The sequence below is a fragment of the Polyangium spumosum genome, from assembly GCF_009649845.1.
Classification (GTDB): Bacteria; Myxococcota_A; Polyangia; order Polyangiales; family Polyangiaceae; genus Polyangium; species Polyangium spumosum.
Genome location: NZ_WJIE01000041.1, coordinates 1 through 13,056, shown reverse-complemented (window position 1 = coordinate 13,056; position 13,056 = coordinate 1). Strand labels below are relative to the sequence as shown.

The 13,056-nt window shown below is 66.2% G+C and carries 10 protein-coding genes and 1 pseudogene; 8 read left to right on the top strand and 3 right to left on the bottom strand.

Features of this window, described 5'->3' with window-relative positions; all coding sequences use genetic code 11:
• Positions 1-431 precede the first annotated feature (431 nt).
• Positions 432-1,064 (top strand): hypothetical protein, encoded by a 633-nt coding sequence (locus tag GF068_RS42915; RefSeq protein WP_153825374.1) that lies wholly within the window; start codon positions 432-434, stop codon positions 1,062-1,064.
• A 122-nt stretch (positions 1,065-1,186) separates the two neighbouring features.
• Here the strand turns inward: GF068_RS42915 and GF068_RS42910 are convergent, their stop codons facing one another.
• The 3 genes from GF068_RS42910 to GF068_RS42900 all read right to left on the bottom strand — a co-directional run bounded on the left by GF068_RS42910 (position 1,187) and on the right by GF068_RS42900 (position 4,037).
• Positions 1,187-2,491, bottom strand: a complete 1,305-nt coding sequence (locus tag GF068_RS42910; protein ID WP_153825373.1) for a right-handed parallel beta-helix repeat-containing protein — start codon at positions 2,489-2,491, stop codon at positions 1,187-1,189.
• 147 nt (positions 2,492-2,638) lie between these two features.
• On the bottom strand, positions 2,639-3,769 hold the full coding sequence (locus tag GF068_RS42905; protein ID WP_170320055.1) for a tyrosine-type recombinase/integrase: 1,131 nt from the start codon (positions 3,767-3,769) through the stop codon (positions 2,639-2,641).
• A 43-nt stretch (positions 3,770-3,812) separates the two neighbouring features.
• Positions 3,813-4,037 carry a hypothetical protein gene (locus tag GF068_RS42900; protein ID WP_153825371.1) on the bottom strand — a complete coding sequence of 75 codons (225 nt, stop codon included), beginning with the start codon at positions 4,035-4,037 and terminating at the stop codon, positions 3,813-3,815.
• A gap of 1,430 nt (positions 4,038-5,467) precedes the next feature.
• On the opposite strand from GF068_RS42900, the gene GF068_RS44050 reads away from it, so the two are divergent.
• The 7 genes and pseudogenes from GF068_RS44050 to GF068_RS42865 all read left to right on the top strand — a co-directional run.
• Positions 5,468-6,991 (top strand): hypothetical protein, encoded by a 1,524-nt coding sequence (locus tag GF068_RS44050; protein ID WP_170320054.1) that lies wholly within the window; start codon positions 5,468-5,470, stop codon positions 6,989-6,991.
• Positions 6,988-7,446, top strand: coding sequence for a transglutaminase-like domain-containing protein (locus GF068_RS42890; protein ID WP_153825370.1), 459 nt, complete (start codon positions 6,988-6,990; stop codon positions 7,444-7,446). The genes GF068_RS44050 and GF068_RS42890 overlap by 4 nt, the downstream gene beginning before the upstream one ends.
• An 88-nt stretch (positions 7,447-7,534) precedes the next feature.
• Entirely contained in the window at positions 7,535-8,176 is a 642-nt protein-coding gene (locus GF068_RS42885; protein WP_153825369.1) for a P-loop NTPase family protein, read from the top strand.
• A gap of 48 nt (positions 8,177-8,224) precedes the next feature.
• Positions 8,225-10,903, top strand: coding sequence for a hypothetical protein (locus tag GF068_RS42880; RefSeq protein WP_153825368.1), 2,679 nt, complete (start codon positions 8,225-8,227; stop codon positions 10,901-10,903).
• Between the two features lie 22 nt (positions 10,904-10,925).
• A complete protein-coding gene (locus GF068_RS42875) occupies positions 10,926-11,768 on the top strand; it encodes a hypothetical protein (protein WP_153825367.1) in 843 nt (280 codons plus the stop codon).
• Positions 11,769-11,864: 96 nt separating this feature from the next.
• Entirely contained in the window at positions 11,865-12,287 is a 423-nt protein-coding gene (locus GF068_RS42870) for a hypothetical protein (RefSeq protein ID WP_153825366.1), read from the top strand.
• Positions 12,288-12,306: 19 nt separating this feature from the next.
• A pseudogene (locus GF068_RS42865) lies at positions 12,307-13,056 on the top strand (hypothetical protein); the annotation flags it as partial.

The window sequence follows — 13,056 nt, the reverse complement described above, 5'->3', positions numbered from 1 at the left end:
AACCTCTTCGACCTGCGGCGCCACGCCGTCGTGCTGAACCTGGAGGCGATCCTACGTCGCAGCGGCTTCGCGAAGGCCGCGTAATTCAGGTGGGGCTCGAACTGTTCGGCGCTCTAGGGGTTTTCTCTTCAGCAGTCACTTTTGTTTGGTCTCCGGCATGGCACTTGCTTGTGCGCCAAACCCACTGGATTCATGACGACGCCAAGACGCTCACGTCCAACCTCAGCGCCAGGGGCATGTGCTTTGGGCGTCCCGCATGGTTGGATAGTACACGAACGGATGTACCACTGTCCAGCGGGTTGTTCCGCTTCACATGCCCCGCCATCCGTTGCACCGCATGCACCGGCACCCCCGACCGCAACCACGCCGTGATCTACCCCGGACCCCCTTGACCCCGCCGACAAACCCGTGCAAGCCTTCCAACCGTCCCCATGCGCCTGCACGTCTCCGCCGACATCCCGCTCAGCGAGCCCAACGCCTCCTCCGGCCTCGTCACCTGGTTCTCCATCGACATCCTCCCCCACGACGACGCCCCCAACCCCGCCCGCATCGGCCACGCGCGCGTCGCCCGCATCCACATCAGCAGCGCCCTCGACCTCAACGTCCCCCTCCTCGACGTGCTCGACGCCGACAGCGGCGAGCTCGAGGCGCTCCACGACATCTTCTTCGAGAACGACTGGCCCAAGGACGAATACCTGGAGGGCGGCGGCAACGACGCTCTCTACATCAGCGAGCTCGTCATCGACCCCGCGTACGAGGGCCGCAACATCGACCTCGCCCTCGTGCGCCGGCTCTGCGACACCCTGGCGCAAGGCTGCACCGTCGCCATCCTCCCGTATGCCTCCCAGCGCGACATCGACCACTGGACGCCGCTCGGGTTCGAGGTCACCCCGCCCGGCGGAGCCGAGGGCTACCTGCATCTCCTGCTGGAGACCCGTACGGCGCGCATGGACGATCCGGATCAGCCGGGGGTGTTCAAGGTCCTGCCGAGCGCGTCGCCCAAGGAGGCCGGACGGCATCACGAAACGACACACCTTCCTCGCCTGCGGACTCGCTCATCCTGACGCCGTGTACGCCATGCGGTTCGCACCTCGTTGCCGACCGGCCCCCGCTCCACGATGACATCGACCTGCATCTCCTGCTGGGGATCCGGACGGGCCGAGGAAGGGACACCCCGGTTCCCGGGTCATGGCAACAGGTTGCTGGCGTTCCCGGAGATCACTGTCCCGGTGCCCCAGGTCCCCCACCACGCCCGACCATAGGGGTTGGTGATGTGAATTGCGTTTCCACTGACAACACCAAGCGTGGGGGCGGCGTGGAACATCACCCCGTGGCCGTACACAGCCATCGTGTTTCCCGTCACGGTTATGTATTTGGCTGCGTCGACCAGCACCGCGTTTGATGGAGAAGCCTTGCTGGTGCGATCGATCGAGCAACCGGATATCGTGGCTGAAGCGTTCGCCGACCGCATCCATATGGTGGCACCGCCGTTCGTTTGGAACTGCGTGCCGGAAACGGTGACCGTTGACGAGTCGTAGGCGACCATCCCATAGTAATGCACAAACACCGTGCTCGCGCCCATCGACACACGGGCGTTGCCTCTCACATTGACCCCGGTGACGCAAGCGTCAGCCTGTAGGTTCGAGATCGACGCGATCGAGCCCCCTGGCGTGGCCGCGTTGGTCGAGTCGGTAAACTCGACCCCGACATCGGCCTGAAACACGGAGATATTCGATGCATTGAGGTAATCGTTCCTGGCGAAGACGAAGCCGTAGGAGCCGGATACGATCCCGCCGTTGTTCCAGACGTGCACATTCTCCACCCGCGACACGTCCAGCGTTTGCCCTAGATGCACGCCGATTCGCGGCTGCACCATGAACACGTTGGAGACGTGAATGCGCCCCACGTTGTCCGTGTCGGCGCCGAGAATGCCATAAAACGGCGAGGTGAGCTTCACGTTTCGAATATCGACGCCCACGCCCGTGACGCGGAGCGCGGCGCCTGACGCCTGCTGTGTCGAAAAGTAGAGTTGTATGCCATTGATGGACGTCCGTTCCTGCAGCACGATCGCGTCCGAGTTCATTCCAGCGGGGAAGTTGAGCCTCGGCAGGGAGTCGTAGTTCGGCGGCCCGTTCACTCCGACGCCTCCGCTCTGCGTGCCGACGAGCGACACGGCGACAGGGACGGTAAGCTTCTGGGTGATTTTGTATTGACCGCTGGGCACGAAGACGGGGATGTTGCCGTTCAGGGTCGAGCAGGTCATCGCGTCTTTGAACGCCTGCGTCGAGTCGGCGACGCCTGCAGGATCTGCGCCCGCCATGACCACGTCACAAACCTTGGCAGAGGACGGCGCCGCCACGAACGCCAGTTCGGCGGCCGCCGTGTGCTCACTCTCGTCGACGACGTCGTCGTTGACGGTGACACCGGTGACGCAAGACGCAAGCATGAGAACCCAGATCGCTGCCGATGAAACCCTGGCTGTTTTACTCATGATGGACTCCTCGATTGAGGGGAAATGTCCCGTCCCCTGTTGAATATGCCGTTGCAGCGGCGGCTCGGACGAACCTTTCCACCACCTCTGGCAAGGCGTATGCCTTCGGAAAGCTGCGCTCGACCGTCAACCAAGCGGTTGAGCTGCTCAGGAGCGCGAACAGAGAAGGCTGTGCCCCCTCGTCGCCATCCTCCTCCCCGCCTCCTCCAAATCCTCCTTCAGATGATGCACATACCGCTGCGTCGTCGCCAAATTCTTATGCCCCGCCATCCTCTGCACCACATGTACCGGCACCCCCGCCCGTAACCACGACGTAATCGCATAATGACGCAGGCAATACACCGACCACCCCTCCAGCCCCACCCGATCCCTCACCCTCTCGAACGCCTGCACCAACCCCGACTGCCCCCACGGCTTCCCCCGCGCCGTCATCGCCACGAGCTCCTCCCGCGCCCCCGTCTCCACCGGCGCGAGCAACCTCCCGAGCTCCGGCGTCACCGGCACCTCCCGCTGCCCCGTCTTCGGCGTATGCGTCTCCCCGAACGACCGCCCCTCCCGCACGCTCACGAACCCGCCGGCGACCGCCTCCCCCTCCCACCGGAGCCGCACATCCCGCCGCCGTAACCCCCGCACCTCATTCGGCCGCAGCCCTGCATACGCCATCAACCCGAACGCCAACCGCTGCCCCGCGCTCGCCGCCGCGAGGATCCGCTCGACCTCTTCGTCGGTCGGAATCTCCAGAATGCACTGCCCGATCGGCTTGAGCCGCGGCAACCCCTCCGGCACACGCGCGATGTACCCGCGCGCCTTCGCGAACTTCAGCACCGACCGGAGCACGATCTGCGTATTGTTCCGCGTCGACTGCGACAGCTCGCGCTTCGACAGCTCGAGGTCGAGCTCCCCGGCCGCGACGCCGTCCACCTCGTCGACCCCACGCCCGCCGAATCTCGGAACCAGCGTCGCGTCGAGCACCCCCTCGTACCCCTTGCGCGACGTCACCTTCAGCTCGGTGATCATGAACGTCGCCTTGAACTCGTCCACCACCTCGGCGAACGACTTCCTCGAAGGCACCGGCGCCGCCGCATCCCCCGCCGCCACGTAAGGCTCGCCGTGCTGCGCAATGGTGATGAGGTATCGCTTCTCCTCCGCGCGCGCCGCCACGAGCGTCTGGACCTGGGCGTCCTTGCGCAGCCGCCCGCGCGACCCGTCCTTCTTCCGGAACCGGATATCAATGAACAACCGCGGCTCCCCTCGCCGCATCACCTTACGCAACGCCATGGCCAGCCTCCTTTCCGTCCTTCCCTCATTCCAATCGAGACGCTCACGGCGCCCCCCACGCATCCGAGAACCTCACGCGCCACAGGCGCCCGAACTTGCGCGCGCGCACGCCGTCGACCATCGCCTCGGTCCCGCCGTCGGCCGCGCGCGTGGCGCGGCGCTCGAGCGTCTTGCGGAGCTGCGCCGCGTTCAGCCCGAGATGTGCCGCCGCCCGGTCCAGCGACACCCACGGCGCGCCGCGCTCGGCCTCCTTCTGCTTTGCAGACATGCCGATACCCTCCTCGACGCGCGCAAGGGGGCTCGAGCTCTCGGCGAGCGACCCCTCCCCCAGCGTCGGCTCCCCGGAATGTACGGGATGTCAGCGCCGACTTTCAAGCCATTTCGCGAATAAAATCGTCACGTTGCGGTCGACGATCGAATTCCCGAGGTTTGAAAGGAGATCCTGAACGCACCCCCTTGTTTCGCCGCGTGGCGATCCGAGGACCGCCGAGAAATCGAACGAGATTTCGCATGCTCGCCGAGCCCCTTTCGCGCAAGTGCCGCGAACCCTCGCGCTCGCCCCCTGCCGCCGAGCAAATCCTCGGCTGATTTCTCGGAACTCCTCGGGACCGACCCCTTGAAATGAAGGCCCAAATCTCGGGAGCCGTCGAAATCCGCTTCTCCGGCTCGGAAAACGGACCGCTCGAGCGCGCGGCGCCCCCGACCGAACGTACCTCCACCGTGCGATTTCGTACACGACGACGCCCCCATTGGCGTCCTCGTGCCCCGCTCGTCGCGCCTCTCGTCGCGCAGCTCGACGTCGCCGAGCTCGAGCAGCCTCACGCGACCCTCCCCGAAGCGGGCCTCTCGGCCCCGCCGCGGCTCAAGCTCGGGCCGTTTCTCGGACGAGCCTCGGAAATCCCGCGGATTTTCTCGGAACTGTCTCGCGCTCCCGACACACGAGCGAGGGGGTACGTGTTCGACGCTCCGGGGCGAACTCGCTCCGCGCACGTTCGCCGATCCCCCGCGACGCTGAAAGTGCGGGTTTCAGGCTGTCTCCGAGGGGGGCGTTCCTCAATACGAACAGCGCCTCGTCCACGAGGGTCCAGAATGGAAAACCCTCGCCAGCATCAAATCCGAGGGATGCGAGGCGAGCCGCCCCACCGTCTGGAGCGCATGCCCCCTCGGATGGGTTCGATGGGTTCAATACAAAGAACCTGACATGGCCACTTGAGTGCTGGATCGACGCGAGCAGCCTCGCCGACGACCACCCAAACATGCCGCGCCGCCTCCCCCGAGCGGGGGTCTTCGGTGCCCCACGAGAGGACACCGGATCCTCTTCAAAACGCGCTGATCTGGCGCAGCCAAGCACCACATCGTTCGTGCTCAAAGCATTGGACAAACCGCACGCGTGGGCCCACGCACAACCTTGTCGTTGCAACAACTCGAAGAGTCGGGCATCCTCCAGGCTAAGGGGATTATGAACGACGCAGAGCCCACTGCGCTCGACGGGCAGTCGTCCGCCGTCGAGCCGGATCCGCGCAACGCGCCTGTCGCCGAGCTCCGAAGCTGGCAGCAGATCATCGACCTGTACGGGGGCGAGTGCTGCTATCAGCTCACCGCGCTATGCGGCAAGACCTTTCGATATACGGCCCGGTCTGAGAACCTCTACTTCTCGGGCCCGGCGCGAAAGCCCCGCGGGAAAAGGAGGTCCAAGCCATGATCCAGGCCGAACCCACCGCGCTGCCAGACGAGCCGGCCGACCTCGGCGGTCATCCCCTATTCCCTCGGCCGGAAACCGAGGTGGGGCCCGATCCGCGAAGATTCGATCTCATCCAGATCGTCCGCATCCTTCCGGACAAGACGCGAGAGGTCTGCCCGACCGCGTGGAAGGGATCCGAGCTGCGGAGCTGGCAGCAGATCGTCGACATGTACGGGGGTGAGTGCTGGTATCAGCTCAATGCGATGTGCGGAAAAACGCATCGATATTCAGCCAAGTCCGAGTTGCTCTACTTCGCCGGCCCGGCGCGGAAGCCCTTCGTCCAGGAGCCGCAGGCGCCCCGACCGACGCCCGCACCAGCGCCTCCCATCAACCCGACTGCGACGCCACCCTACTACTATCCCCCGCCTGCGCCCGCGCCGACACCGGCTCCGATGACTCCGATGATGGGGGCGGAGTTCCTCACGCTGCTCCGGGTCATCCTCGAAACCAGCGCCAATACGCAGGCCGCACTCATGCGCTCGATCGTCGAAACGTCGAAGCAGCCGCAATCCAACCCGGCGCTGGAAGTCGTGCGCGACATGATCGTGCCGCTCCTCGACCGCCAGCAGCAGCCGCAATCCAACTCGACGCTCGAAGTCGTGCGCGAGATCGTGCCGCTGCTCCGCGGAAACGACGCCGGCAAGCCGAGCGGCGGGGCCGGGTACGAGCGAGGGATGGAGCGCGGGATCGAGATCGCGAAGAACCTCGGTGGTGGCAATGGCGGCGGGGGAGACGAGTTCGGCGAGATCGCCAAGCTCCTCACCCTCGTAAAGACCGCGACCGCTGCGAATACGCCGCCGCCGCCGCCGCCTCCCCCGCCGAATCCGTGGCCGACGGCGCCCGTTTCTTGGGAGGGCTGGGAGATGATCCAGACTCCGATGGGGATGGTCTTGCGGCAGACCGCTGCGCCCGTGCAGGCCGCGCCCGCGCCGGCCTCCTCGCAGGTCGCGCCCGTGCAGGCCGCGCCCGCGCCGGCCCCCGCGCAGGCCGCGCCCATGCAGCCCGCGCCGGCCCCCGCGCCCGTCGAGCTCCCGCAGCTCGACCCCGTGACGCCCGTGCGCGTGCAGCCCGCGGTGCCTGTGCAGTGCACGGACAGCCCGCTGAACGTCGCGCCGCCGCCGAGGCCCCCGCCGCCGCCCCCGCCGCCGCCGGAGCCTCCTTTCGTGGACGCGCCGCTTCCGCCGCCTGTTCCTCCTCCTCCTCCGCCGCCTCCTCCTCCGCCGCCCGCGAGCGCGCGGCCCGAGTCGCGGACGCACAAACCGACCAATCTCGCGCCGCACCTCACGGCCGCGGGTCTCGTTCCCGCGCCTCCGGATCCCTCGATCCCCGCCAATCCTCTCGCCAGTGCCGCAATGCAGGGCATCCAACTTCTCGACAACAATCCTGACTTCTTTGCGAAACTTGAGGAATTCGCCACGACCGGATCGCCCGCAGTCTTCGGCGAGGCGCTGTCCATGGCCGTAAAGAGCGGTGTCAAATGATCCGGCCGCGTATCGTCCACTTCCCTTCGAACCTCGCGAAAGCGCGGTACATGGCCGAGGGCAGCAAGCGCGATCTCCTGCTTCCCGAGGTGCAGCGCTGGGCAGCCGTCTTCCGGCGATTGCCGATGCACGAGCGCGCCGCGGCGATCCTGAAATTCTGCCAGTACGCGATCGACTACGTGCGCGACCCGAAGCGCGAAGTCCTCGAAGATTCCGCCGTGACGCTTTTCCGTGGCTTCGGCGACTGCGACGCGAAAACGCGTGTCTTCGTGGCCCTCTGCCGCGCATGCGGCATTCCGGCCCGCGAGAAGCCAGTCCGTCCTGAGCAGGACTTTCCGCATATCCTCGCGGAGGTCTTCGTGAATGGGCGATGGCAACCCGCGGACCCAACGATCCTGAACTCGACGATCGGGCGTATCCCGCCCGCCTGGCTCGCGAGAACGAACTACTGGTGATGCCATGCCGAAACCGCCCCTTCGATGCGCCGTCTGTCTACGGCGACGGCCCTTGCTTTGCGGTGGATACTGCGAATGCGGTGCGACCGTGTGGGAGCTCATCCCGCACGAGGTCCCGCCAGGCATCGTCGTGGAATCGCTCGAGGAGCGTAGCACGCCTTTGCGACCGACGCATTTCCCCGCGCTCCTTTCGCGCGCGCTCGGAGGAGTGGTGCTCGGCTTGAAGGTCCTCGTGGGCGGGGCTCCGGGGGCAGGGAAGTCGACCCTCTGCGCCGAGCTCGCCGCGCAGATCGCCGCGAAGCTCGACGGCCTCGGGTACTGGCTCGATGCGGAGCAGAACCGGAACCTCGTGCAGGAGCTTTTTCCGCGCACCGGTTCGTCGTCCAGACACATTCGCCTCGTGAGCAGGCGCAGCGGGAGCGGCAGCAAGGTCGGCTGGCGCGACGCTCTCCAGGCCGTGCCGCCCGACGCCGCCGTGATCGTCGTGGACTCGCTCCAACGCTGGGCAAGGAGCTACGTCGAGCAAACGACGCTTCTCGAAACCGTGGCGACGATGCGCCCCACGGTGCTCGTCGTCTCGCACTTCAACAAGGCGGGCCAGTTCGCCGGCCCCATGGGGAACGAATACGACGTGGACGCTACGGCCATCGTCCGGCCGAAGAACATTGAAGTAACCAAGTGCCGCTGGAGCCTTTGCCCGCGCACGATCGAGCGTCCGATGGCCTCGTAGAGCCATCGCACGAAACACAACCGAAGCAGGGAGAGGAGGCATTTCGGTATGCCTAACGCTATCACTTTGTCCTACGAGACCGACGAGGAGACCAGCGGCGCGCCCGAAGAGGAAACCGCGACGCCGTTCGACGACGATACGAGTGGCTTCTTCGACACGCTCATCAGCGGCGGGGGGCAGTTGCTTTCGTCGATCCTGGGGGGTGGCGGCGGCGCCAAGCCCGGCGGGGGCATCGGCGAGAGTCTCGGCGCAATCGCCGGTGCGGGCCTCGGCACGCTCGCGGGCGGGGCCGGCGCGTCGATCGGCGCCAATATCGGAAAGATGGCCGGCGGCGCGGTGGAGAGCCTCGTCCGCTCGCAGGTGGCGAAGAAGAAACCGAAGAAGAAGCCGCGTACCGGAAAGCCGCAGCGCAAGATCACGAAGCGCGAGCGGAAGATCCTCGTCGACGCCGAGCAGATGACGAAGCGAACCGGAGATCCGATGTACGTGCAGGAGGCGCGACTCCGCGTGTATCGCCCTGCGGAGTACAAGCGCAAACGCGACGCGGGGATGCTCTTGTCGCAAATCATGGCCTCCGAAGCGGAGCTGGATGCATTGCCGGAGCCGCCGCCGAAGCGTCCCCGGCTCAATTTGCCGGCTTTGATGGCCTCACCGCAACTGAACGAGCCTGAAGCGCCTTACGACGACACCGCATCGCCCGATGCGAGACCGCGACCATTGCAGCACGTCTCGGCCTCGCCGATGAGCGCGGCGCAGCTCGAGGCGATGATCCGCGCGGTGCCGCTGCTCCGCATGCACGATCCGCGGCTCCTGCGCACGCTCACGGCTGGCGGGGGAGCGCGCGAGGTCTCGGGCGTCGATCCGACGAGGGGTACGTACCACGCGCTCCCCGGCGAGACGCCGCACGGGATCACGAAGAAGCTCACGGGGCAGACCGAGCGGACGCAAGAACTCCTCGCCGCGAATCCCGGGAAACCGGAGTCCGATCCGGTGTGGAACATCCCGCCCGGGTGGCTGCATTATGCCGGTGACACGGGCGCGAACCTCATCACGGCCCGCAAGTACGTGGTGGTCAAGGATGACTGGCCGCAGAAGATCGCGACCAAGCTCGGCGCATTCCCGGCACGGTCGAAGTGGTGGTCGGAGCTCAAGGCCGCGAACCCCCACAAGCCGACGCAGTCGGGGAGCGGCAACTGGGTTTCGCTGTTCGCGGGCGAGGAGATCGGCATCCCGAACGAATGGCCGGATCACCCGCTCGCGATCGCGATCAACGGCGCCCCCGTGCAGCCATCCACCCCGGGCGTGCCCGCTCCGGGAAAGACGACGACGCTCGATCCTGCCGTCGTTCCGCATACGCAGGCGCTTCTTGCGAGCTGGGCATTGCGGAACCCTGGCGACTGCAACCCTTCGGATTTCGGAAGGAATCCGATGGACCTCGTCAGTGGATTCACGCCGAGGACGACGCAGGCCCTCGCCTCGTTCCAGACATGGTGGAACAAGAAGCAGCCGACGAGGCCGCTGCCGACGACGGGTGAGCTCGATCAGGCCACCTATAATGCGCTGATCGAGGAGAACAACGCGTCGAATGCGCCTGTCCCGTGGTTCGAGACGGTTCCCCAGGGGCAGACCTCAACCCAGCAGCAGCAGCCGTCGGGCAACACCACGACGAACACGAGCACGACGTCGGGTGGTACCACTACGAGCTCGCAGGGCCAGCCCACCCAACGGCCTGCCTGGTACCCGCAGGATTTGCCGTGGCCGCCGCCAATTCCGGGGATGAACACGACGTCGCAGCAGCCCTCGGGCGGCACGTCGACGAGCACGACCCCGAGCGGCAACTCGACGAGCTCCGGCGGCACGTCGACGAGCACGAACTCCTCGTTGCCTGGTTTGCCGGCGGAGCGACCTGCCTGGTATCCGCAGGATTTGCCGTGGCCGCCGCCGATTCCGGGGCTGAACACGACGTCGCAGCAGCCCTCGGGCGGCACGTCGACGAGCACAACCCCGAGCGGTAACGCGACGAACTCCGGCGGCACGTCGACGAGCACGAGCTCCTCGTTGCCTGGTTTGCCGGCGGAGCGACCTACCTGGTATCCGCAGGATTTGCCGTGGCCGCCGCCGATTCCGGGGCTGAACACGGCGTCGCAGCAGCCCTCGGGCGGCACGTCGACGAGCACGACCCCGAGCGGCAACTCAACGAACTCCGGCGGCACGTCGACGAGCACGAGCTCGTCGTTGCCTGGTTTGCCGGCGGAACGGCCTGCGTGGTACCCGCAGGATTTGCCGTGGCCGCCGTCGATTCCGGGGATGAGCACGACGTCGCAGCAGCCCTCGGGTGGCACGACCTCGAGCGGCAACTCGGGCAATACCTCGACGACGAACCAACAACCGACGGATCCCCGGTTCGACGACAACCTGACCGCAGCCGAGAGGGAAGAGATTTACATTGTATTGGACAGCGTTGCGATTCACCCCGACACGCTCGACCAGTTGGCGGATACCTATGAAGCAAACGGACATCCCCGCACCGCCAAAACCCTCCGCGCGCGTGCCGACGCCTTGCGAATCCTCATCGCAGAGGGGGAAATCGTCGCCCAGCAGCAGGGCGGCTCGGGGAACTGGCCCGGCAGCTCCGGCGGCTCGACGGGCTCGACGCCCACGAGCGGCAGCAGCGGAGGTCTGCTGCCCGTGATCGCCGCCATCGGCGCCGGGCTCGCATTCTCGTGACCGAATAGGGGGCCGCGTCGTCATGCCTGATTACTTGCCTTTCTGGTGGTGGAAGTGGTGGCAACGGCAGCAACAGCCGAAGCCTTCTCCTGCTCCGACGCCGGCCCCTCTTCCCCATTCGTCCGGCCTCTTCCGGTGGATGCACCAGGACCGCGACCTGGCCAGCGTGAGCGCTGCGGCTCTCGAAACGGCAAAGCGCGGGACTTGGATGGCGCTCGACAAGAAAAAGCGTGCGCGCCAGTTCCGGGCGTTTGTCGTGATGTCCCTCCGCATCGCGCCATTGTCCTGGCGGCAGGTGCCCCTGGGGCAGCTCGGGCCGCACCTCTACAGCACGCCGGAGCGAAATGCCGCGGGCTCGGCGATTGCTCGAACCCTCGTCCTCCTCGCACCGGAGAACATTCGCCCCGGATCCGACATCGTCACCAACGAGGGCGACCCGACGCAAGGATCGATCGAGACAGGCGTGATCCACGCCGTGACCATTTTGCTCGTCACCGTCGTCGCCATCGCAGCGGCGTACCTGGGCGGCATCGCCGTGCAGGCGATCCACGCGATCAACTTCGACGACGAGACCACCAAACGCCTTCTCGCCGCGCAGGCAAGGGCGATGGAGATCCTCTCACTCCACGTCGAACGCGAGCGTATCGCCGGACGCGAACTGCCATTCGACGAAACGGAGCGCTCGATGCTGCGCGCGCTCGAAGACGTGCAGCGGCGCCTCGCCACGCTCCGCCACCGGCCCCTCCCGTCGCCCTTCCAGGGTGCAACGGAGCTCGTCAAGGCGACGACGAGCTTTCTTCCCATGGCCTTACTCGTATTCGCAGCCTTCTTCCTCATCAAACAGCATGACGAAAGGAGATCGTGACGCATGGCAGAAACGAGAGTTCCAGTGGACCGCTCCCTCGTAGCGGTCCCCCGCGCCAGGGTTCGCCGGCGCAACGGTAGGCATTGGGCTCGCGACGTGGGGACCGGGTTCCTCTACACCGCGGGCGCCGGTGCGGTGGTCGCTCTTCTTGCGAATCTGGAGGATATCCGGAACAGCAAGGAGGTCAAGGACCACTGGTGGCTCATGCCGGTCGCGCTCGTCGCGATCGGGTACATGCTGCGGAAGCGGCGCAATGCGCACGCGAACGCGGTGATCGCAGTGGGCGGGGCCATGTTCGCGCTGGCGTACATGGCGCAGCAGAAGGCGCAGGCCGCGCAGCAACAGGCTCCCGCCGGGCAGCAGGCGGTTTTCAATGGCGGCGATACGGCTGCACCGGTCGGCATGCTGCCCCCTGGACCGCAGTCGGGCTTCTGGCTCCAGACGCCCGATGGCCGCTTCGTTCGATTGCCCAACATCTCGCGGCGCATGCCTGTCAACCGTGCGCAAATTGCAGTTTGACCAGAGAGGAGAAAAGACGATGAACGACCCCAGAACGGCACTTGATATCTTGCGAGAATCCGACGAGGAGGGCGAGACCGCTTCGCCCTTCGAGGAGCTCGACGACGACGAGACGGCCGGCCCCGACGACGAGGACAACGACGACGACGACACCGCGGCCCTCGAGCTCGAGGCCGAGGAGGAAGACACGGGCGACATCCGGGCCCTGCGCAAGCGCGGGAAAAAGCAGGTCTCGCTCGAGGAGCTGCGGCAGCTCCAGCGGCGTTCCCGCGCCCGCGGGCAGCGCATCGGGGTGAAGAAGGCGCGGAAGGTGCTACCGCAGAAGGCAAAGCCGCGCCCGAAGCTGCCCCCGACCTTCGTGCCGCCGAACAATGGCGCGCGGCAACTCTTCAACAAGTGGGCGTCCCGCGGTTCGCAGTTCGTCATGCGCCAGGAGGGCCATTTCTACTCCGTTGCCGAGATTCGATGCAAGTGCCTGGGCAACGAGAAAGCCGCATGGCTCCACATCCCGAAGGGGGAATATCCGCTCTTCAATGTGGCGGTGGGGGAATCGTTCACGCTCCTCGGCAACAGCGCCACGGTGACGACGAACTGGACGAATCTCCAGCGTCCGTCGAAGGTCACGTACAGTGAGACGGAGTTCCTGATCCAGTCGATTACGATGCAGGAAGCGGGGCTCCGGGTCCGGTACGATGGCGCCGAGATCGACAAGCTCGCGGGCATCGGCGAAGCGAAGAGCGTGCTCACGGGGCAGGCGTGGCTGTGGGAT

Coding starts and splice junctions, on each gene's coding strand:
- GF068_RS42875 (WP_153825367.1), top strand. CDS start 10,926: ATGCCTGATTACTTGCCTTTCTGGTGGTGGAAGTGGTGGCAACGGCAG.
- GF068_RS42900 (WP_153825371.1), bottom strand. CDS start 4,037: ATGTCTGCAAAGCAGAAGGAGGCCGAGCGCGGCGCGCCGTGGGTGTCG.
- GF068_RS42915 (WP_153825374.1), top strand. CDS start 432: ATGCGCCTGCACGTCTCCGCCGACATCCCGCTCAGCGAGCCCAACGCC.
- GF068_RS44050 (WP_170320054.1), top strand. CDS start 5,468: ATGATCCAGGCCGAACCCACCGCGCTGCCAGACGAGCCGGCCGACCTC.
- GF068_RS42910 (WP_153825373.1), bottom strand. CDS start 2,491: ATGAGTAAAACAGCCAGGGTTTCATCGGCAGCGATCTGGGTTCTCATG.
- GF068_RS42880 (WP_153825368.1), top strand. CDS start 8,225: ATGCCTAACGCTATCACTTTGTCCTACGAGACCGACGAGGAGACCAGC.
- GF068_RS42905 (WP_170320055.1), bottom strand. CDS start 3,769: ATGGCGTTGCGTAAGGTGATGCGGCGAGGGGAGCCGCGGTTGTTCATT.
- GF068_RS42890 (WP_153825370.1), top strand. CDS start 6,988: ATGATCCGGCCGCGTATCGTCCACTTCCCTTCGAACCTCGCGAAAGCG.